Origin of the sequence: Paraburkholderia sp. Cy-641 (assembly GCF_011752945.1) — a bacterium.
GTDB lineage: Bacteria > Pseudomonadota > Gammaproteobacteria > Burkholderiales > Burkholderiaceae > Paraburkholderia.
On record NZ_VWWM01000015.1, the window covers coordinates 62,143 to 82,509 of the forward strand.

The following is a 20,367-nucleotide window of genomic DNA, read 5'->3' on the forward strand; positions in this document are numbered from 1 at the left end:
GTCGCGCGGGACATCCGCGCGCACCTGACATTGTTTTAATGGAGAAAATGTTGTGAAGACTGGTACTCGTATCGTCCGCCGCAGCGGGCAATCGACGAGCTGGAAACTCGACGCGGACGTGTGCATCGTCGGCGCGGGTATTGCCGGCACCTCGGCCGCACTCGAAGCGGCGGCACTCGGCCGCAAGGTCGTGCTGGTGGACAGCCTGCCCGCGCTCGGCGGCCAGGCGGTCAACTCGATCATCGGCACGTTCTGCGGACTGTTCTCGAACGGACCGAAGCGCTTTCAGGTCACGCACGGCATCGCGGACGGCATCCTGCGCGATCTCGGCGAGAAGGGCGCGCTGCACTATAAGGAAGGACCTCTGACGACCGTCGTGCTGTACGACGAAGTCGCGCTCGCGCGCTGGATCGAACAGAAGATACTCGACGCCGGCATCACCGTCGTGCTCGGCGCGGTACTGCGCGACGTGACGCGCGACGGCCGGCGGGTGAGCGAGCTCGATGTGGCGACGCGCTACGGCGACGTGCGCATCGCGGCGAAAGGCTTCGTTGACGCGAGCGGCGACGCGGCGCTCACGTGGCTCGCCGGCTTCGACTGCCAGGAGCCGGACACGCCGATTCGCGGCACGCAGATGATCGTGCTGGAAAACCTCGACGAAACCGATCTGCCGACCCCGACCGCTTTCCGCGAACGCGTCGAGGCGAAGGCGAACGAGTACGGGCTGGAGCGCAAGGACGGTCTCGTGTTCTATTTCCGCGGCCGCAACATCGGCATTGCCAACATGACGCACATCGAGACGCCGCTCGAACCGATGGCGGCGTCGCACACCGCGCTCGTCGGGCGCGACCAGGCGGACCGCGCGTTCGAGTTCCTGCGCAGCGAGTATCCGCACATCTATCGCAATGCGCACATCCGCAGCTACGGTTTGCCGGGTATCCGGCAGACGCGCTGGATCGTCGGCGAGCAGCAGTTGACCTCGGAAGACGTGATTACCGCGAAGCAGTTTCCCGACGCCGTCGCGCGCACGTCGTGGCCGATCGAATTGCACGACCGCGCCGAAGGCTACGAATGGAAGCCGTTCGGCGACGACCATCTGCATACCGTACCGTTCGGCAGTCTCGTCGTGAAGGGCGCGGACAATCTGATCGCGGTCGGCCGCTGTATCGACGCCGACGCGAGCGCGCTGTCGAGCGTGCGCGTGATGGGGCCGTGTATCGCGATGGGCGCGGCGGCCGCGCATGCGTTCGATCTCGCGGACGGCGGCAGCGTTCAGCAGATCGATCGCGGCGCGCTGCGCGAGCGGCTCTCCGACAACGTCGACCGTATCGATCCGCCGCATCTGAAGGACTGACGCACGGCTTGCCCGTATCGCGGGAATCCGACAGAGGTGCGCGACAAGCCCCCGTTCCCGCGAGTCCACTCACTGCATGACCGGAACCCCATGACGCGTCGGGCACTGCCCGGCGGTCAATGCGGAACTTCCTGGAGGAGACAATGATTCAAACCTTGCCCGAGGCGCGCACACTTGACGTGTCGCGTCTGATCGACGAACAGAAGGTCGGCTGGTTCGCAGTCCTGCTAATTGCATCGACATGGCTCGTGATGCTGACCGACGGCTACGAACTGAGCGCGCTGGCGTTCGCCGCGCCGTCGCTGATCCGCGCGTGGCACATCGAGCGCAGCGTGCTCGGGCCCGTGTTCGGTGCCAATATTTTCGGCATCATGATCGGCTCGATCGTGTTCGGCTACGTCGGGGATCGCATCGGCCGCAAGCGCGCGATCCTGTTCGGCGCATGCTGGTACGGCGTCGCCACGCTCGCGACCGTGTGGGCGTCCAGCGTCGACCCGTTGCTGTGGCTGCGCTTCGTGGCGGGCATCGGCATCGGCGGCGCGGTGCCGAACGCGTTCGTGCTCGTCTCTGAGTTCGCACCGAAGCGGCTGCGCGCAACCTGGGTCACGCTGATGTTCACCGGCTACACGCTCGGCGCGGGCTTCGGCGGTGGCGTCGCGGTGTGGCTCGTGCCGCATTACGGCTGGCCGGCGGTATTCGTGGTCGGTGGCGTCGCGCCGCTCGTCGTCGCGGCCCTGCTGTGGTTCGTGATGCCCGAGTCGCTGCGCTACCAGGTGCTGAAGGGCTGGTCTCGCGACGGCATCGCGGCGACCGCCGCGCGCCTCAGGCCGGAACTCGCACTGCCGTCCGACGCGCATTTCGTCGTGACCGACGAGCGCCGCGTCGAGAAATTCTCGCCGCGCATGCTGTTCGCGGGCCGCTTGCGCTACGTGACGACGGCACTGTGGCTCGCGTACATCGCCAACTCGATGGCGCTGTTCTTCCTGCAAAACTGGTTGCCGGTGCTGATCGAGGCGACCGGCGTCGATGCGCATCGCGCCGCGCTGATGACGACATTGTTCTCGGTCGGCGGCACACTCGGCGGTCTCGTGCTGATGCGCTTCATCGACCGGCATGGCGTGCGGCTCGTCACCTGCCTGCCGTTGATCGGCTTTCCGCTCGTCGCGGCGCTCGGCATGGATCTGAAGATGGGTTTGCTGACCGCCGCCGTGTTCGGCGTGGGCTTCTGCGTGGCTGGAACCCAGGCCGGGCTCAACGCGGTCGCGTCGATCGTCTACCCGACCAGCTTCCGCTCGAAAGGCACCGGCACCGCGATCGGCGTGGCGAAGATCGGCTCGATCTCCGGTCCGATGATCGGCGGCATGCTGCTGGCCGGACATCTGCCGGTGCGCGATCTGTTTCATGTCGCAGCGCTGCCGGTCGTAAGTGTCGCGGTGCTGATGTTCGTGCTCGGCCGCATGTACCGGCCCGGCGGTATCGAGGAAGACGTCATGTCCACCGATGCACCGTTGCCGGCTGCCGGCGCCGCGGCGAAACGGTAGGACAGACAGGCGGGATGCGCGGCCGCGCATCGTGGCGGGAGCCGGCACTTTAGCGCGCAAGGCTCCTGCTCATCGGCTTTCATTTGCAGTCCACATCACATTCAAACTGGAGAGAGACAATGAAAACAGCAGTTTGCACTGCTGCGGTCGTTTGCGCCTGCGCAGCGCCGCTGGCGGCTCACGCGCAGAGCTCGGTCACGCTGTACGGCATCATCGATACGGGCATCGCGTGGACGAATTCGGTCGCATCGTCGATCACGACGCAGGGCGCTTCGCGCTGGTCGATGGCGACAGGGTGGGGCAGCGGTGACCGCTTCGGCTTCGTCGGGCGAGAGGACCTCGGCGGTGGCCTCGCCGCCATATTCCGGCTCGAAGCGGGGTTCAGCGGACTGAACGGCACGTCGTCGCAGGGTGGCCGGCTGTTCGGCCGGCAGGCCTATGTGGGGCTGGCCAGCGAGCGCTACGGCCAGCTCACTTTCGGCCGTCAGTATGACTATACGTTCGACTACGTCGCGCCGCTGCTGTCGTGGCTACAGTTCGGCAGCATCTACGGCGCCCATATCGGCGACGTCGACGATACGTTCCAGACGTTCCGGCTCGACAACACCGTCAAGTACGAAGTCAGCCCGCTCACGGGCCTGAAGATGGGCGCGATCTACGCGTTCAGCAACCAGGCAGCCGGCGCGGATGGCCAGGGCTTCGCCAACAATCGCGCCTACGGGTTCGGCCTCGACTACCAGCGCGGCGCGCTGCATGCGGTCGCGAGCTATCTGCAACTGAACAATCCGTCGGCGGGGCTCGCCTCGGGCAGCAATCCGAACGGGGCGGTCGGCGATGAATATAGCGGCTCGACCAGCATCTTCTACAACGCGGGTTTTGTCGAACGGCAGCGGATTTCGGCGCTCGGGGCCGGCTACACGTTCGGTGCCGCGACGGTCAACGCCGTGGTGACCGATACGCGGCTCGACTATCGAGGCGGTCAGACCATGCGGGTGGACAACTACGAAATCAACGGACGCTACCAGTTCACGCCGGCGTTGATGGCCGGCATCGGCTATATCTTCACCGACGGCCACGGCTATACCGGCACCGGCGCAACGTCCTTCGCGACCGGCGACCGGCCGAAGTGGCACCAGGTCAACGCGGGCATCAGCTATCTGCTGTCCAAGCGCACGGACGTGCATATGTCGCTGGTTTATCAGCACCTCGCCGGCGATGCGAGCACGGTCGCGATCAACTTCTTCGGGCCCGCGGGGGCGGGACGCACCAGTCAGATCGCCGTGCTGGCGGGATTGCGGCACCGGTTCTGATGAACCGCGCGAGGGCCGCTACGCGTTGTAGCGGCCATTCAGGCGTCACCCCAGGCGGCATCTCATCGCACGCTAGACGGCCGGTGGCGCCGCGGTGTTCTTGCCATGCGCGCGCGATGCCAGCCATGCCATGCCGGCGCCGAGTCCGCCCGCAAGGCCGCCAAACGTGCCGATCCATGGCATGCCGAAGCGGTCTGCGATGTGATTGCCGAACAGCGCGCCGGCGCCGATCCCGACGTTGTACAGACCGGAATAGATCGATACGGCAAGGTCCGTCGCTTCCGGCGCCAGCTTGAGCATCCATGCCTGCATCGCGAGCCCGAAGCAGACGATCGCGCCGCCCCAGACCACGATATGTACGGAGAGCGTGACGATATCGAGCGAGCACGGGAACAGGATCAGCAGGCACACGGACAGCGCGACAATCGATGTCAGCAGGAATTGCGCCGGCCGTCGAGAGTAGAGGTGGTTGAAGCAGAGGGCCGCCGGAATGCCGGCGCTGCCGAACAGGATCAGCAGGTAGGTGATCTGGCCTTCGCTCGCATGGCTGACGCTGCGCACGAACGGCTCGATGTAGGTATACGACGTGAAGTGCGCGGACACGACGAGAACCGTAATCGCGTAGAGCGCCACCAGCATCGGCTTGCGCAGCAGCGCGGGCAGGTGCGCGAGCGAGCCCGTTTGATGGCTGGGCAACTCGGGCAGCGTGGCGCGCAGTATCGGCAGCGTAATGGCCGACGCGCACGCGAGTGTCAGGAAGGTGATCCGCCAGCCCAGCGCCTGGCCGATCACGCGCCCGATCGGAATGCCGGCCACCATCGCGATCGACGTGCCCATCGCCAGCAGGCTGAGGGCGCGGCTTTTCCGCTCCGGCGGCGCGAGCCGCACGACCAGCGCAACGGAGATCGACCAGAAGGTCGCGTGTGCACAGGCGATGCCGATGCGCCCGATGACGAGCACCGGGAAGTTCCACGCCACGCTCGTCACGAGATGGCTGACGACAAACAGAACGAGTACTCCGCTCAACAGCTTGCGGCGCTCGACGTGGCGGGTGAGCGCGGTCAACGGCAGCGACACCGCTGCGACCGTCCACGCATAGATCGTCATCATCAGCCCGACGTCGGTCGGCCGCATGTGCAGGCTCTCGCCGATGGCGCTCAGCAGCGCGACGGGAACGAATTCCGTGGTGTTGAAGATGAACGCGGTCAGCGTCAGCGCGAGCACGCCTGACCACGAGTGTTCCGGATGAGCAGATGCGTTTGTCGACATGCCTGGATGTGGGAAAGAGGAGTCGTGTCCGGTCTGTGCACCTGCGCCTCGGGTCAGCCGGCGCATGCGCCTTATGAGCCACATGAGGAGCCGCATGCGCCATGCCGCGCTGCAATCGCTTCAATCCCCCGACGACAGCACCGGATGTCCGCCCGCGAGCGACGAGCCCCTCAGCAACAACGTGCCGCCGCCTGACGCCGCGAGTTCGTTGGCGGCGTCGAGCAGCCGCGGCGCCAGCTCGATCATGCGCTGTTCCGTCAGCCGCGACGAAGGTCCCGCGATGCTCACCGTGCCGACCGCTTCCTGCCCCCGGCGGCGAATCGGCGCCGCCATCGCGGCCATGCCGGGCATGAACATGTCGACGGTCATGCTGTAGCCGCGCTTGCGCGACGCCTCGATATGCGCGAGCAGCTCGCGCACGGTTTGCGGCGCGTTCGGTCCGAACTCGTCGCGCGAGCCGAAACCCTGTTTCGACACGAGCTCGATCGCCTTTTCGTCGGCGAGCGTCAGCATCCATGCAAGGCCGGCCGAGGTGCACGACAGCTGCGCGACCATCCCCATTTCCGGGTCGTAGCGCAGGCCCGAGCGCGCGCCTTGCGAGCGCGCCAGCCACGCGATGTGATCGACGTCGATCACGCCGAGGCGCACGAATTCGCCCGAATCCTGCGCGAGCCGGTCGAGGATCGGCTGGGCGATGTCCTGCACGCCCGTATTCGACAGATAGCTGAGGCCGAGCGAGGCGAGCTTCGTCGTCAGCACGTAGTCGCCGTGGTTGCGCACCTGGCGCACATAACCCGCGTCGCAGAGTTCGGTCAGCAGCCGATGCGCTGCGCTGCGCGGCATCCCGAGATCGTCGGCGATCGCCACGAGCGGCAGTCCTTCGAAATGATGCGCGAGATGTTCGAGCACGCTCAGGGTTCGGGTAGTCGGTCCAGCCATCAGTAGCTCACTCTTCCTGTCAGTCATTGCAACCTGGTTGCCAGCCTGGATGGTACCTGGCGCGTCCAGTGTCGTCTATTGGAAATAATTTCCAAAATACGTAAATATGGAATATAGTTCAAAAAACGGCGAGGCCCTTGCCCTCATGCCGCCCCAATACAAATCAAATCATGGAGATAACGCATGCGTCATTCGAAGAGCCCGGCCGCGTCGGCAGCGGTTTTGCGCTGGACTGAAAAAACGACCTCCCTCGCGGCGCTCGCGTGCCTGCTCGCGGGCGCGGCCGTGCCCGCGCCGGCGCGGGCCGACGAGCCGATCAGGATCGGTATGGTGCTCGCCAAGCAGGGCGCCGTCGCGATCCACTCGGAGTACCTGATGCAGGGCGCGAACATGGCGCTCGAGGAAGACGGCGGCAAGGTGCTCGGCCGTCCGGTGCAGCTGATCTGGCTCGACGAGCCGAGCCCGCAGGCGGCGCAGCAGAACATGCAGAAGCTCATCGACGAAGACAAGGTGGTCGCCATCGTCGGCGGCGGCACGAGCGCCAATGCGCTCGCACTCAGCGCGCTCGCGAATCGCGCGAAGATTCCGTTCATCGCGCCGAACGCGGCGGCCGACGAACTCACGGGCAAGGCCTGCAACCGCTATACGTTCCGCGCGCATCTGCCGGTCAAGCCGCAGGTTCGCGCGATGTCGCAGCAACTGCTGACGCTCGGCAAGCGCTGGTACTTCCTGACCGCGTCGTATGCGTTCGGCCAGGGCGTCAGCGAGCAATTCCAGAAGCAGCTCCTCGCCTCGGGCGGCACGGTGGCCGGCGCCGATGCCGCGCCGCTGAACACGCCCGACTACACCTCGTACATCCTGAAGATTCGCCAGGCCAAGCCCGATGTCGTCGTCAGCGGCCTCGCGGGCAGCGACGTCTCGACGTTCCTCAAGCAGTGGAACGAGATGGGCATGAAAGGGCAGATTCCGATCGCGCAGATCGGCTCGGCCGACAGCGATATCTGGGGCGTCGGTCCGAATGCGGTAGCGGGCTACTACTCGAAGGACTGGTACTTCAACAACTCCGCGAACGTCGCCGAAGACAAGACCTTCGCGGCCGCGTATCAGAAGAAATACAAGCATCCCGCGCCCGATCGCGCGTGGACCGGCTGGTTCGTCATGCGTTCGCTGCTGCAATCGATCGATCAGGCGAAGTCGGTCGAGCCGGCCGCGATCGTCAAGGCGCTCGAAGCCTGGCGCGACCCCAACCGTCCGATGCCCGCGTATTACCGTGCATGGGATCACCAGATGCTGGTGCCGATCCTCGTCGCCAAGGTCAAGTCGAAGATCCCCGACAACTACGACTTCCTCGACGTCGTCAAGACGCTGCCCGACAACGCGGCGGGCCTCGACGCGCTGTACGGCGACAAGGCCGACGTCGGCTGCCAGATGGGTGCGCTCTGATGCGCGCCACGGTCCACGCCACGATTCACGTTCAAGGAGCACGGCATGCTTGAACTCCTGCTGTCCCAGGTCGCGAACGGGCTCGTGCTCGGCTTCCTCTACGTGCTGATCGCGATCGGCCTGTCGGTCATCTTCGGCATGCTCGGCATCGTGAACTTCGCGCATGGCGCGTTCTTCGCGCTCGGCGCCTACTTCGCCGTGACGTTGCAGCAGCAGTTCGGCTGGCCCGCCGTCGTGTTCGCGCCGCTGCTGGCCGGGCTCGTCGGCGTCGTGGTCGAGTTCACGCTGATTCGCCGGTTGTATGGCAAGGAGCCGCTGATCGGCCTGATCGTGACGTTCGGCCTCGCGCTGTTCGTCGAGGCCGTAATCCGTCAGTTCTGGGGCGCCGGCGGCCAGCCGTTCAGCGCACCGCCGCTGCTGTCCGGCTTCGTCGTGCTCGGTCCGGTGCTGCTCACGACCTATCGGCTCGCGGTGCTGGCCGCAACGCTGGTGCTGCTCGTGCTGCTGTGGGCGGGGCTCGTCTATACACCGTTCGGCCGCATTCTGCGCGCGGGCAGCCGCGACCCCGAAATGGTCGGGATGCTCGGCATCAATCTGCCACGCGTGCTGACCGGCGTGTTCGGACTCGGCTGCTGCATCGCGGGAGTCGCCGGTCTGCTCGCGGCGCCGCTCTGGACGGTCACGCCGTCGATGGCTTCCGACGCGATCATGCCCGCGTTCGTGATCGTCACGATCGGCGGACTCGGTTCGTATGCGGGCGCGATCGTCGCCGGGCTGCTGGTCGGCATCGTCACGTCGCTGACGGTGCAGTTCAAGCCCGAAGCTTCCGGCGCGGCGATGTACGTGCTCATGGCGCTGATCCTGCTGGTGCGGCCGCGCGGGCTGTTCGGCGAACGTTGGGAGCGTTTCGAATGAAGTCTCAATCTTCTTCCATGCTTCGCCATCCGATCCTCTGGCTCGCGCTGGTGCTCGCGGCCCTGTCGTTCGGCGCGGTCGGCCTCGGCATTCCGCTAGGGCGCATCACCGAGATCGCGATCTACACCTTGTACGCGGCGGGCGTCGGCCTGCTGGTCGGCTACACGGGTCTCGTGCCGTTCGGCGCCTCGGTGTTTTTCGGCTGCGCGAGTTACGCCGTCGGTATCGGTATGGGCCGCCTGTTCTCGAACGAAATCGAGGCGCTTGCGTTTGCGATTGTGTTTTCGCTCGTGCTCGGCTCGCTCGTCGGGCTCGTGATTCTGCGGCGGCGCGGTTTGTACTTCTCGCTGCTCACGCTCGCGTGCTCGCAGATCGCCTACGAAATCGCCTTCAAATGGACCGATTTCACCGGCGGCGAAAACGGCATTCAGGACGTTGCGCGTCCGTGGCTCGGTTCGATGCCCACCTTCCATGCGTTCAGCGTGGTCACGATCGTGCTCGCGATGGGCTTTCTCTGGCGTCTCGCGCACTCGCCGTTCGGCCGCGTCTTGCAGGCGCTGCGCGAAAACGAGCAGCGCGTGTCGAGCCTCGGCTACAACGCGTATCGCGTGAAGCTCGCGGCCTTCGCGATGTCGGCGGCGGTGGTCGGCTATGCGGGCGGTTTGCTCGCGTTGCTGATGCAGGGCGTCTATGCGAATAACCTGAGCTGGCAGCATGCCGGCGATGCGCTGCTGATGGTCGTGCTCGGCGGCGTGCACCAGTTCCTCGGGCCGCTCTGGGGCGCGATCGGCTTCGTGCTGCTGCAGGACAAGCTCAGTGCGATCACCGAGAACTGGTGGCTGCTGTTCGCGCCGATCATCGTGGTGCTGGCGCTGGCGTCGCCCGAAGGCATCCAGGGTATCGCGCAACGGCTGCTGCGCCGTCCGCGCTGGACGCTCATGCGTGCGCAGATCCCGGCGCGGCCCGCGGTCATCGAGCCGTTCAGGAGCGCGAAGGCCGAACTCGATCCGGGCCAGCCGATTCTTTCGGTGCGCAACCTCGGCAAGCGCTTCGGCTCGATCGTCACGGCCAAGGGCATCGATCTCGACGTGATGCCGTATCAGCTGCACAGCTTCATCGGGCCGAACGGGGCGGGCAAGACGACGTTCTTCAACATGCTTAGCGGGTTGTTGCGGCCCGACACGGGCGAGATCGTGTTCGAAGGGCGCGACGTGAGCCGCTTGCCGATGTTCGAGCGCGTGCGGCTCGGCCTTGCGCGTTCGTTCCAGATTCTCAGCGTGTTCCGCGAGCTGACCGCGTTCGAGAACGTGCGCGTCGCGGTGCAGGCGCGCAGTCCGCTGCGTCATTCGATCTGGCTCGACGCATACCGGATCGACGCGATCAACGCGCGGACCTGGACACTGTTGCAGGCCGTGGGACTCGAAGACCGGGCCGAGCAGAAATGCGCGAATCTCTCGCATGGCGAACAGCGTCTGCTCGAAATCGCGGTGTCGCTGGCGACCGACGCCAAGCTGCTGTTGCTCGACGAGCCGCTCGCGGGGCTGGCCGAGGCCGATCGCGAGATCGTCGGCAAGCTGATCCGGCGTCTGGCGTCGACGCATGCGGTCCTGCTGATCGAACACGATATCGATCGCGTGATCGCGTTGTCCGACCGGCTCACGGTGCTGCACCAGGGGCGCCTGATCGCGGACGGCAAGCCGCACGAGGTGGCGAGCCATCCCGACGTAATCAGCGCGTATCTCGGCAAGTCGAAGGACGAGGACGCCGCCGAAGCGCTTGCACCGGCCGGGGTTCCCGCGCTCGCGGCGCGCGAGCACGACGGCCGTGTGATCCTGAAGATCGAGAAGCTGTGCGCCGGGTATGACGGCAGCCAGGTGCTCGATCGCCTCGACATGGAGATTCGCGAAGGCGAGGTTGTCGCGCTGCTCGGCCGCAACGGTGTCGGCAAGAGCACCACGCTGCGCGCGATGATGGGCGTCGCGCAGGTCGGCGCGGGACGCGTCGTGTTCGACGGCCGCGACATCACACATGCGCGACCGCACGAAATCAACCGGCTCGGCTTGTCGATGGTGCCCGAGGGGCGGCGGCTGTTTCCGAACCTCACGGTGCTCGAAAACCTCGTGCTCGCGCAACGCGCGGGCGGCGCGAGCCTCGATGAAGTCTACGAACTGTTTCCGAAGCTGCGGGTTCTGCAGAAGTCGAAAGCCGAGGCGCTGTCGGGCGGCGAGCGTCAGATGGTTGCGATTGCGCGCGCGCTGATGGTGCCGAGCCGGATCATTCTGCTCGACGAACCCTTCGAAGGCCTCGCACCGGCCGTCGTCAAGGACATCATGGACGCGGTCGTCAAGCTGCGCGGCCGCGCGAGCCTCGTGATCGTCGAGCACCACGCGGAGAGCGTGCTGCCGATGGCCGATCGCGCGTACGTGATGGTCAACGGACAGATGGCCTTCGCGGGCCCCGCGCACACGCTGGCGAACGACGCCGCGCTGCAGGCGCGTCTGCTCGGCGTCACGGGCGAGCCCGAAGCCGTCGGGTAAACCACGCAGGCGCACCCGCAGCCACTTTCATTCTTTCCGATTTTAGGACCCCTATGAGCTATTCCACCCTGAGCGGCGCCACGCGCGTGATCGCGATCATTGGCGATCCGATCGCGCAGGTCAAATCGCCGGCCAACGTGACGCGCATGCTCAACGAACGCGGGCACGACACGGTCGTGATCCCGATCGAAGTGCCCCCGCGCGATGTCGACGGCTTCATTCGCGGGCTGTCGCTCGCGAAGAACTGCGACAGCATTCTCGTCACGATTCCGCACAAGTTCGCGACGTACGCGCATTGCGCGACGGCCAGCGATCGCGCGGACTTTCTCGGCTCGGTCAGCATTCTGCGCCGCAATGCCGATGGCGGCTGGCATGGCGAAATGCTCGACGGCCTGGGCATGCTGGGCGGCATCAAGTCGCAAGGCGGCGATCCGAACGGCAAGCGTACCTTGCTGATCGGCGCCGGCGGCGCGGGCAGTGCGATCGCGCTGGCCTTGCTCGAAGCCGGTGCATCGCATCTCGCGATTCACGATGCCGATGCGACGCGCCGCGATACGTTGATCGCGCGGCTCAAGGCGCGTTTCGACGCGCGCGTGAGCGTTGGCAGCGCCGACCCCACGGGCTTCGGGATGGTCGTCAACGCAACGCCGATGGGCATGCGGCCCGGCGACCCGTTTCCCGTCGAAGTCGAGAAGCTCGCGCCCGAGGCGTTTGCCGCCTGCGTGATTACGGCGCCGCTCGTGTCGCCGTGGATCGAAGCGGCCCGCGCGCGCGGGTGCAAGACGAGCGTCGGCGTCGATATGTTCACCGCGGAGATGAGCCTGATGATCGACTTTCTCGTCGGGGAGGGCTGATCATGGACGGCCACGCGGGACCGGTGCAATCCGCGAGATCGTGTGATTTGCTCGTGATCGGCGCCGGCGCCGGAGGGCTGTCGGCCGCGGTCACGGCCGCCATTCTCGGGCTCGACGTGATCGTGCTCGAAAAGGAAGCGGTGTTCGGCGGCACGGCCGCATGGTCGGGCGGCTGGATGTGGATACCGCGCAATCCGCTCGCGCTGGCCGCCGGCATTCGCGAAGACGAAGAAGGGCCGCGCACGTATCTGCGTCATGAACTCGGTGAGTACTACGACGAGTCGCGCATCGACGCGTTCCTCGAACACGGTCCGCGCATGATCGAGTTTTATCGCGCCCATTCGGCCGTGCAGTTCATCGACGGCAATCTCATTCCCGACTTTCATGGCCGCTCGCCGGGTGCGTTGCCCGGCGGCCGCTCGGTGTGCGCCGCGCCGTTCGACGGCCGCGAGCTTGGCACACGGATTCGCGACCTGAGGCCGCCGCTCGATCTCGTGTCGTTGTGGGGCATGGGCATCTCGGCGGGCGCGGACCTGCGGCACTTCCTGAAGGCGACGCGCTCGTGGTCGTCGTTCCGTTATGCGGCGCGGCGCGTGGCGATTCATCTGAAGGACCTGCTGTTTCATGGGCGCAGCATGCAGCTCGTGAACGGCAACGCGCTCGTCGCGCGGCTCGCGAAATCGGCCTTCGATCACAACGTATCGATCGATGTTTCGCATTCGGTCCAACACCTGATAGTCCGCGATGGGGTGGTGTGCGGTGCGCATGTCGACACGCCGCAAGGCGCAGTCGACATTACGGCGCGCCGCGGCGTCGTGCTCGCGTGCGGCGGCTTTCCGCACGATGTCCAACGCAAGCGCGCGCTGTTTGCGCATGCGCCGACGGGGCGCGAGCACTGGTCGGCCGCGTCGCCGGGCAATACCGGCGACGGTCTGCGGCTTGCCGAAGCGGCCGGTGGGATGCTCGACGATTCGTTTGCCGAGGCCGGCGCATGGGCGCCGGTGTCGCTCGTCAAGCGCGCCGACGGCAGCACGGGCACGTTTCCTCATCTGATCGAGCGCGGCAAGCCCGGGCTGATCGCCGTGACGGGCGCGGGCAGGCGTTTCGTCGACGAAGCCGATTCGTACTACGACTTCATGCAGGCGCTGTTCGACGCCGTGCCTGCCGGGCAGCCCGTGTTCGCGTGGCTGTTGTGCGACCACCGCTTTATCCGCCGGTATGGACTCGGTGCCGTCAAGCCCGCACCGTTTCCACTCGGACGCTGGCTGCGTTCGGGATACCTCCGGCGTGGCAGAACGATCGCGGCGCTCGCCGAAGCGTGCGGCATCGATGCCGCGACGCTCGACCATACCGTCGCGACGTATAACGCGAGCGCGCGCGAAGGTCAGGACCCCGAATTCGCGCGTGGCGAGACGCCGTACAACCTCATGCAGGGCGATGTCGACCACGCGCCGAATCCCTGCGTGGCGCCGCTCGAAAACGGTCCGTTCTATGCCGTGCAAATCGTGCCGGGCAGCCTCGGCACGTTTGCGGGCCTGTGCACGGACGCGAACGCGCACGTACTCGACGCGCACGGCGAGCCCGTGCGCGGCCTCTATGCGTGCGGCAACGATATGGCGAGCGTGATGGGCGGGCGTTACCCGAGCGGTGGGATCACGCTCGGTCCCGCGATGACGTTCGGCTATATCGCCGCACACGACGCGGCCGGCAAGACGCTGGCCGCATCCGCCAACCGTACTGCAATGACAGGAGAAAAAGATGTTTTATGAACTCACCACGATGACACTGCGCTTCGGCACCGTTGCCAAGGCGTCCGTCGCCGCCGATGCCTACGCACGCGATGCGCAGGCGCGCGGCACGCTGTACGGCATCTGGTTTTCGGATATCGGCGATCTCAATCAGATGGCCGTGCTGCGCGGCTTCGAGACGGCCGAGGAGATGCTCGCGGAGCGCAAGCGCACGCTGCTCAGCGCCGATCCGTTCGGTTGCGGCGAATGGCTCGTCAAGATCGAAATGCATAGCTATGAAGGCTTCGCATGGATGCCCGCGCCGACGCCCGGCGAGCACGGCAAGGTCTACGAAATCCGCACCTACGAGTTCAAAACGGGCGGTCTCGGCCCGACGTTGAGCGCCTGGGAGCGCGACCTGCCCGCGCGGCAGAAGGTTTCGCCCTGCGTGGCCGTGATGTTTGCCTACGATGGCACGCCGCGCTTCACGCAGATCTGGCCGTATGCGAGCCTCGACGAGCGTGCCGCCGCGCGCGCCGACTCGGTCAGCCAGGGCATCTGGCCGCCGAAGGGCGGACCCGACTGGTTGACGACGTCGATGCGTTCGCAGGTGTTCGTGCCGACCGCGGTGTCTCCGCTGAAGTAAGGCGGCCAGCGCGTATTCCTCATGCACGCGCGTGCGCGCGGAGTTCGCCGCACGCGCCTAACCGGATGGAGATTGTTCATGACTGAGGCCGTTGCTCAAAAGCCGGCGTTTTCGCTCGCGCATCTGACGGCGTTGTCGCTGACGCCGCCCGAGCTCGTATCGGTTGCCGCGCAAGCGGGTTACGACGAGGTGAGCTTTCGCCTGCTGCCTGCCACGCCCGGCGGGCCCGCCTACTCGTTGATGACCGATGCGGCCATGCTGAAGGACACGCTCGCACGCATGGCCGATACCGGCGTGCGCGTGTTCGATCTCGAAATTATCCGCCTCGGCGAGCGCTTCGATGCGCGCGATTATCTTCACTTCTTCGAAACCGGCGCAAAGCTCGGCGCGCGCGCTGTGCTCGTCGGATGCGACGACAGCGATCCCGTGCGGCGCGCGCAGGCGTTTGCCGCCTTGTGCGAGCTTTCCGCGCCGTTCGGTCTGACGGCCAACATCGAGTTCATGCCGTGGACCGCGGTCAAGAGACTGCGTGATGCGGTCGCGCTCGTCGAGGAGGCGGGGACGCCGTCGAACGCCGGCGTGCTCGTCGATGCGCTGCATTTCGCACGTTCCGATTCGACGCTCGACGAAGTGCGCGCGTTGCCGCGCAAATGGCTGCACTACGCGCAGATGTGCGACGCGCCGGGAGGGACGCCGAGCACGGATGCGGAGCTGATCCACACTGCGCGTTGCGAACGCCTGCTGCCCGGCGAAGGCGGCATCGATCTCGTGGCGCTCTGGAATGCGTTGCCGAGGGATCTGCCTGTCAGCATCGAAATTCCGAACGATCAGCGCGCACCGCTGCTCGGGCCGTTGGGCTGGGCGACGCAGGCGCTGGAAGCGGCGCGACGCGTGATCGACGCACGCGCTTGATTGGCGTCTCAGGTGTGCGGTGCGAGGTCTCGCGCGATGGCGGCGCGTGATCTCGGACACGGCTGGTATCGCCTCAGGGTTTTCGTCATGTTGATATATCAACATAAGACTCAATACACTTCGATCATCGACTGACCTCGTGGTTTGAAGGACAGTCTTGTGCGGAGAAATGGTAGTGATGAGTCAGAGCACGGAAACCGGATTGTCGAATCCCGAGAACAGGATGGTGGCGATCGTCACGGGTGGCGCAAGTGGGATCGGCTGGGGGATCAGCCAGAAGTTCGCGCAACTCGGGTATAGCGTCGTTATCGCGGATCTGGACGAAGCCGCTGCCGCTGCGCGGATCGGGGAGTTAAGCGGAGATTCACACACGGCGGCCAGGGTCAACGTGGCGAGTGAAGACGACGTCGTTTCCCTGGTGCGCGAGGTGGCGCGGAAATATGGCCGGATCGACGTGCTCGTGAACAATGCGGGCATCGGAGAGCAGCCCGGTTCGACCGTTGAGCAGACCGTCGACGGATTCGACCGGGTCCTTTCCATTCACCTTCGCGGTACGTTCATGATGTCTCGCGAGGTGGCCAGGGTGATGCTCGGCGCAGGGGGCGGGGCCATCGTCAACCTCAGTTCTATTGCCGGGTTGGGCGGCATTCCTGGGCGCAACGCTTACGGTGCGGCGAAGGCGGGGATTTCGTCCATGACGCGCTCGATGGCGGTGGAGTGGGGGCGCAGCGGCATTCGCGTCAATGCCGTGGCTCCCGGCTACGTGATGACCGAGATCGTGCGTACCCTGGTGGCGGACGGTCGCCTGAATACGGCAGGAATCGAAAAGCGTACGCCGATGGGACGATTTGCCGAGTCGTCCGAGATTGCCGATGCGGTCGCCTATCTGGCGTCGTCGTCCGCCACCTATATTACGGGCGTGACGTTAAGCGTGGACGGCGGTTGGGCGGCACATGGCGGTCCGGTGGATTGATTGCTTGGGTTATGCAGCAGGCGCGGAGACGTGCGAAGAGAAACCTCGCGTTTGCACGCCTGCTGGATGGAAAGACGAAAATATTATTTGATCTGTGAAGAAAAGGCCGCCGAGGGTGAGAGCGGTGCCGGGAACCTGAAGAGATTGGGATGAGCAGAGGTCATATGCCGAAGGGTTACATCATTGCGCGAGTGGATGTTCAGAACGAAGAGGAATACGCAAAGTATGCCGCGTTCGCGACTCCCGTTATCAAAGCCTATGGCGGTCGCGTGCTGGTGCGTGGCGGCCCATGCGAGGTGCTTGAAGGCAGCGGTCGATCGCGCAATGTCGTGATCGAGTTCGAGTCGTTCGAGCAGGCAAAGGCGTATTACAAATCAGCGGAGTACGCTCAGGCTCGGGCGCTGCGTGAAGGTTATGCGATCGCCGATTTTATTGCTGTCGAGGGTGCCTAAGGCCTGGTGAAATCCAGGTTGTCCGGTATCGGTGGAACCACGAATCCTATTGAGAACCGTCGATTTCAATCAGATTGCGTGAGATAAGATTGAGCATGGAAATCAATCTTTCTTTATCGTCCGTGGTCAATCCGCGCAGCATGGCTTCTTCCCGGTCAAGTGCGAGCCGCAGTACCCTGGTTCTGAGCGATGTGCCCGCGCGCGTGAGATTCGATTCACTACGTCTTCCATAGGAAGCACGCGTTTCGACGACCCCCTGTTTCACCAGCGCGCTCAGGCTACGGCTGATTGCCGCTTTGTCGAGGCCGAGTCCCTGCGCCAGTTCGGCTCCGCTCGACCAGCCTTCCGCGGCGAGAAAGCAAACGATCCGCCAGTCGACGAAGCCAATGCCGGCGTGCTTTCTGTACGCAGTCGATGCGCCGTGCGATACCCGGTTGGCTGCGGCAGTCAGCACGGCCGGCACGCAGCGCGACAAATCGATCTGGCGAGTCATCTCATCGGCCTCATCCTTGCGGCTGAGCTTGCTTCTCGTCGATCCGACCGCGTTGACACTTCGTTGCCCGCTTGGCGTTGCCTGAGTTTGCTGGGCTTTCTGTGTTTTCACGGTTGGCACGATGAAGGTCCGATTGGGTTTCGCACGTTTCGCACGTTTCGCACGACGAGCGGGGCAGAGGTGAGCGCCTGATTCTACATGCTCCCGTTATCGTGCCCGCGCTACGCTCTCACTCTGCGTCCCAAGCCGGCGCGAAGGCCGGGCTGACAATGCGGATATTCTTCGGCAATTGCGCGATGAGCGCGCGATCTTCGTCATCGAGCGGCACATCGAGCGATGCCAGATTGGCGAGCTGATTAGCTTTGCCGCTCGCCTTCGGCACGGCGGCGACCTGTTCCTGCTCGACGAGCCATTTCAGCGCGACCTGAGTGGGCTGCACGCCGTGCCTGGCGGCGATTTGCTGGATTTCCGGCATCTCGGAGACCTTGTTGCGGGCCAGCGGGCTATAGGCAATCAGCGCCATATCGTGCTGGCGGGCAAAGTCGAGCAGCTTGGCTTGGCTCAACGCGACGTGATACTCGACCTGCATCGCCGCCAGCGGCACCTGCATCACTTCCACGACTTCGCGCACCAGAGCGAGCGGAAAATTCGCCACCCCGATCGCCCGCGCGCGTCCCTCTTCCTTGAACGACACGAGCGTTTCGAGGGTTCGCGCGAGGTCCCAGTCCTGCGTCGGCCAATGAATCAGGAACAGGTCGACGTAATCGGAACGCAGCGCGCGCAGCGTATTGTCGAACGAGGCCCGCATGCGTTCGGGGCTCAACTGGTCCCACCATACCTTGCTGGTCACGTGAATCTGCTCGCGCGGCACCGTCGATTGCACGAGGGCGTCGCCAACCGCCGCTTCGTTGTTGTACGCGGCGGCGGTGTCGATATGACGATAGCCGAGTTCCAGGGCCTGCACGACAGCGCGCGTGCATTCGTCGCCGAGCATGGGCCATGTGCCGAGGCCCAGCTTGGGCATGTTCAGTTGATGGCGATTGACGATGCGTTGCATGAGTGTTTTCTCCGTGTCAGACGCGCGCTTTAGCCTCGCGCGCGCCGGGTGTTTCGTTCGCCGCACCGCCGTGCGCGACGAACTTTGCGATGCGCCAGCCCAACACGATGGCCGGGCCGAGCGTCGTGCCGGGGCCCGGGTACGTACCGCGAAAGATCGACGAGAGGTCGTTGCCGCAGGCAAAAAGGCCTGGAATCACGTGGCCTGCCTCGTCGATCACTTCGCCGTTCGCGTTGCCGCTCAGTCCCGCGCTGCACGCGAGATCGGCGGGCCATACGGTTACGGCGTAATACGGTCCCGCACCGATCGGCCGGATGCACGGGTTGGGCTGCTGGCGTGCGTCGCCGTTGAAGCGGCTCATCGGACTGCTGCCTCGCTCGAATGCGGGGTCGTTGCCATTGGCGGCGTCGCGATTATAACTTTCGACCGTGCAGGCGAGGCCCGCCGCATCGATCTGGAGCTTCGCGGCCAGTTCGTCGAGCGTGTTGCCTTTCACCAGATATCCCGAGCGTTCGAATTCGGCGATACGTCCCGCACCGCGGCCGGGCATCAGCAGGCCGAGGCCATACTCGTGGAGAAATGCCGCATCGACGATCAGATGCGCGGGCACGCTCGCGCCGTTGCCGTTGCTGTTTTGAGCGTCGCGCAGCATGCCCATCACGAAGTCGTGATACGAGTTCGATTCGTTGACGAAGCGCTCGCCCCGGCTATTCACCGCAATGAGTCCGGGCTTCGCGCGATCGAGGATGATATGCGGCCAGACGCTGTCTTCGCCCGCACTGCCGTTGCGTGCGCGCTGGATCGAGCAGGGCATCCAGAGGCCGGGGCTGTCGCCGCCGTTCTCGACCTTTGCGCCGACCTGGTGGGCGCGGTCCACACCGTCGCCGGTATGGGTTTGCGGTGCCAGCGAAAGGCCGCGCGCGCCGGCCGGAAAAAGCTGATTGCGCAGCGTCGGGTGGCGCGTGATGCCGCCCGTTGCGAGCACGACGCCGCGGCGCGCGCCGATGCGCCGGCGGCCGCCACCAGGCGTCGCGACGATTGCGCCGGTTACGCGGCCGTCTTCGCGCACGAGTTCGACGAGCGGCGTGTCGAAGCGGACCTCGACATGGCGCTTGAGCAGGCTGTAATAGAGCCGTGCGGCCAGCGCATTGCCCATGACGAGTTGCGTGCCGCGCGGATAGCGCAGCCGGTCCATCGCATAGCGCCCCACGACGGCGAGCGTGCGCCTGAAGTTGGCAAGCGTGGCGAACGGCGCGAGCAGCGCATTCAGATCGTTGCGCGCGACCATCATGCCGCCGAGTCCCATGAACTCCTTGCGCGGCGGCCGCACGCGCGCGAAGGCTTTGCCGAGCACGCGCGCGTCGAACGCCACGGGGGCCAGCGCGCGGCCGCCATAGGCCGCGCCGGGTCCGTTCACGTAGTCGGGGTGAGCCGCGGCGGCGACGAACCTGACCTCGCTGATCCGGGTCAGCTCCTCGATGGCCTGCGGGCCGCTTTGCAGGAAGGCCTCGCGTGCTTCGTCGCCACCGCGTTCGCCGACCACCGACTGCAGGAAGCGCCGCGCGTCGTCGACACTATCGGGCACGCCCGCGTCCACGCTCAGCTTCGTGCCGGGCACCCACGTGGTGCCGCCCGAGGTGGACGTAATGCCGCCCACCATGCCGGTCTTCTCGCACAGCAGAACCTTCAGCTTCTCGTGGTCGGCCACGAGCGCGGCCGTCATGCCGGCCGCGCCCGCGCCGAATACCAGCAGATCGACTTCCTCATCCCACCCTTGCCACTCCTGCCGCCCCTGTTGCCTGACCGCACCCATCTCCGTGCCTCCTCCATTCCGGTTCGCCGCGCGCGCATGGCTGAATGCGCGTGGCAAACGGTGTTCTTGATTTTGGAATCATATTCCAATAAATAAAAAAGTGGAACAAGATTCAAAATTAAGCGGCGGCAG

17 protein-coding genes are annotated in these 20,367 nt (G+C 65.4%); 12 read left to right on the forward strand and 5 right to left on the reverse strand.

Translation table 11 applies throughout. The annotated features are described in order from the left end of the window. The first annotated feature begins 52 nt into the window (after positions 1-52). The 3 genes from F3J20_RS10040 (at position 53) to F3J20_RS10050 (ending at position 4,205) form a co-directional block, all read left to right on the forward strand. Entirely contained in the window at positions 53-1,354 is a 1,302-nt protein-coding gene (locus F3J20_RS10040; RefSeq protein ID WP_167044297.1) for an FAD-dependent oxidoreductase, read from the forward strand. A 143-nt stretch (positions 1,355-1,497) separates the two neighbouring features. Continuing rightward, positions 1,498-2,895, forward strand: a complete 1,398-nt coding sequence (locus tag F3J20_RS10045; protein WP_240162748.1) for an MFS transporter — start codon at positions 1,498-1,500, stop codon at positions 2,893-2,895. 119 nt (positions 2,896-3,014) lie between these two features. After that, positions 3,015-4,205: a porin gene (locus tag F3J20_RS10050; RefSeq protein WP_167044291.1), complete on the forward strand. Its 1,191-nt coding sequence runs from the start codon at positions 3,015-3,017 to the stop codon at positions 4,203-4,205. Positions 4,206-4,277: 72 nt separating this feature from the next. Here the strand turns inward: F3J20_RS10050 and F3J20_RS10055 are convergent, their stop codons facing one another. Both F3J20_RS10055 and F3J20_RS10060 read right to left on the reverse strand, forming a co-directional pair. Then, positions 4,278-5,474, reverse strand: coding sequence for a sugar transporter (locus F3J20_RS10055; protein WP_167044287.1), 1,197 nt, complete (start codon positions 5,472-5,474; stop codon positions 4,278-4,280). Between the two features lie 120 nt (positions 5,475-5,594). After that, positions 5,595-6,413: an IclR family transcriptional regulator gene (locus tag F3J20_RS10060; RefSeq protein ID WP_167044284.1), complete on the reverse strand. Its 819-nt coding sequence runs from the start codon at positions 6,411-6,413 to the stop codon at positions 5,595-5,597. A 183-nt stretch (positions 6,414-6,596) separates the two neighbouring features. On the opposite strand from F3J20_RS10060, the gene F3J20_RS10065 reads away from it, so the two are divergent. The 9 genes from F3J20_RS10065 (at position 6,597) to F3J20_RS10105 (ending at position 16,872) form a co-directional block, all read left to right on the forward strand. Further along, positions 6,597-7,856 (forward strand): ABC transporter substrate-binding protein, encoded by a 1,260-nt coding sequence (locus F3J20_RS10065; protein WP_167044280.1) that lies wholly within the window; start codon positions 6,597-6,599, stop codon positions 7,854-7,856. A 45-nt stretch (positions 7,857-7,901) separates the two neighbouring features. Beyond that, positions 7,902-8,771, forward strand: coding sequence for a branched-chain amino acid ABC transporter permease (locus F3J20_RS10070; protein ID WP_167044277.1), 870 nt, complete (start codon positions 7,902-7,904; stop codon positions 8,769-8,771). Beyond that, a complete protein-coding gene (locus tag F3J20_RS10075; RefSeq protein ID WP_240162749.1) occupies positions 8,768-11,308 on the forward strand; it encodes a branched-chain amino acid ABC transporter ATP-binding protein/permease in 2,541 nt (846 codons plus the stop codon). The genes F3J20_RS10070 and F3J20_RS10075 overlap by 4 nt, the downstream gene beginning before the upstream one ends. Before the next feature lie 53 nt (positions 11,309-11,361). Beyond that, entirely contained in the window at positions 11,362-12,162 is an 801-nt protein-coding gene (locus tag F3J20_RS10080) for a shikimate dehydrogenase (protein WP_167044274.1), read from the forward strand. A gap of 2 nt (positions 12,163-12,164) precedes the next feature. Then, complete coding sequence (locus F3J20_RS10085; protein ID WP_167044271.1) at positions 12,165-13,931, forward strand: FAD-dependent oxidoreductase; 1,767 nt, start codon at positions 12,165-12,167, stop codon at positions 13,929-13,931. Continuing rightward, positions 13,921-14,535: an NIPSNAP family protein gene (locus tag F3J20_RS10090; RefSeq protein ID WP_167283301.1), complete on the forward strand. Its 615-nt coding sequence runs from the start codon at positions 13,921-13,923 to the stop codon at positions 14,533-14,535. Before F3J20_RS10085 ends, F3J20_RS10090 begins: the two co-directional genes overlap by 11 nt. 78 nt (positions 14,536-14,613) lie before the next feature. Then, complete coding sequence (locus F3J20_RS10095; protein WP_167044264.1) at positions 14,614-15,447, forward strand: sugar phosphate isomerase/epimerase; 834 nt, start codon at positions 14,614-14,616, stop codon at positions 15,445-15,447. Positions 15,448-15,625: 178 nt separating this feature from the next. Further along, on the forward strand, positions 15,626-16,420 hold the full coding sequence (locus tag F3J20_RS10100; protein WP_240159073.1) for a glucose 1-dehydrogenase: 795 nt from the start codon (positions 15,626-15,628) through the stop codon (positions 16,418-16,420). A 164-nt stretch (positions 16,421-16,584) separates the two neighbouring features. Beyond that, positions 16,585-16,872, forward strand: coding sequence for a DUF1330 domain-containing protein (locus F3J20_RS10105; protein WP_167044261.1), 288 nt, complete (start codon positions 16,585-16,587; stop codon positions 16,870-16,872). 46 nt (positions 16,873-16,918) lie between these two features. Here the strand turns inward: F3J20_RS10105 and F3J20_RS10110 are convergent, their stop codons facing one another. From F3J20_RS10110 to F3J20_RS10120, 3 genes are all read right to left on the reverse strand, one after another. Continuing rightward, positions 16,919-17,476, reverse strand: a complete 558-nt coding sequence (locus F3J20_RS10110) for a MarR family winged helix-turn-helix transcriptional regulator (RefSeq protein WP_167044258.1) — start codon at positions 17,474-17,476, stop codon at positions 16,919-16,921. 118 nt (positions 17,477-17,594) lie between these two features. Then, the gene (locus F3J20_RS10115) at positions 17,595-18,422 is read right to left on the reverse strand and encodes an aldo/keto reductase (RefSeq protein WP_167044255.1); all 828 of its coding nucleotides are present in this window, start codon (positions 18,420-18,422) and stop codon (positions 17,595-17,597) included. Positions 18,423-18,438: 16 nt separating this feature from the next. Continuing rightward, on the reverse strand, positions 18,439-20,235 hold the full coding sequence (locus F3J20_RS10120) for an FAD-dependent oxidoreductase (RefSeq protein WP_167283302.1): 1,797 nt from the start codon (positions 20,233-20,235) through the stop codon (positions 18,439-18,441). Between the last annotated feature and the right edge of the window lie 132 nt (positions 20,236-20,367).

Coding starts and splice junctions, on each gene's coding strand:
- F3J20_RS10045 (WP_240162748.1), top strand. CDS start 1,498: ATGATTCAAACCTTGCCCGAGGCGCGCACACTTGACGTGTCGCGTCTG.
- F3J20_RS10050 (WP_167044291.1), top strand. CDS start 3,015: ATGAAAACAGCAGTTTGCACTGCTGCGGTCGTTTGCGCCTGCGCAGCG.
- F3J20_RS10055 (WP_167044287.1), bottom strand. CDS start 5,474: ATGTCGACAAACGCATCTGCTCATCCGGAACACTCGTGGTCAGGCGTG.
- F3J20_RS10060 (WP_167044284.1), bottom strand. CDS start 6,413: ATGGCTGGACCGACTACCCGAACCCTGAGCGTGCTCGAACATCTCGCG.
- F3J20_RS10065 (WP_167044280.1), top strand. CDS start 6,597: ATGCGTCATTCGAAGAGCCCGGCCGCGTCGGCAGCGGTTTTGCGCTGG.
- F3J20_RS10070 (WP_167044277.1), top strand. CDS start 7,902: ATGCTTGAACTCCTGCTGTCCCAGGTCGCGAACGGGCTCGTGCTCGGC.
- F3J20_RS10075 (WP_240162749.1), top strand. CDS start 8,768: ATGAAGTCTCAATCTTCTTCCATGCTTCGCCATCCGATCCTCTGGCTC.
- F3J20_RS10080 (WP_167044274.1), top strand. CDS start 11,362: ATGAGCTATTCCACCCTGAGCGGCGCCACGCGCGTGATCGCGATCATT.
- F3J20_RS10085 (WP_167044271.1), top strand. CDS start 12,165: ATGGACGGCCACGCGGGACCGGTGCAATCCGCGAGATCGTGTGATTTG.
- F3J20_RS10090 (WP_167283301.1), top strand. CDS start 13,921: ATGTTTTATGAACTCACCACGATGACACTGCGCTTCGGCACCGTTGCC.
- F3J20_RS10095 (WP_167044264.1), top strand. CDS start 14,614: ATGACTGAGGCCGTTGCTCAAAAGCCGGCGTTTTCGCTCGCGCATCTG.
- F3J20_RS10100 (WP_240159073.1), top strand. CDS start 15,626: ATGAGTCAGAGCACGGAAACCGGATTGTCGAATCCCGAGAACAGGATG.
- F3J20_RS10105 (WP_167044261.1), top strand. CDS start 16,585: ATGCCGAAGGGTTACATCATTGCGCGAGTGGATGTTCAGAACGAAGAG.
- F3J20_RS10115 (WP_167044255.1), bottom strand. CDS start 18,422: ATGCAACGCATCGTCAATCGCCATCAACTGAACATGCCCAAGCTGGGC.
- F3J20_RS10120 (WP_167283302.1), bottom strand. CDS start 20,235: ATGGGTGCGGTCAGGCAACAGGGGCGGCAGGAGTGGCAAGGGTGGGAT.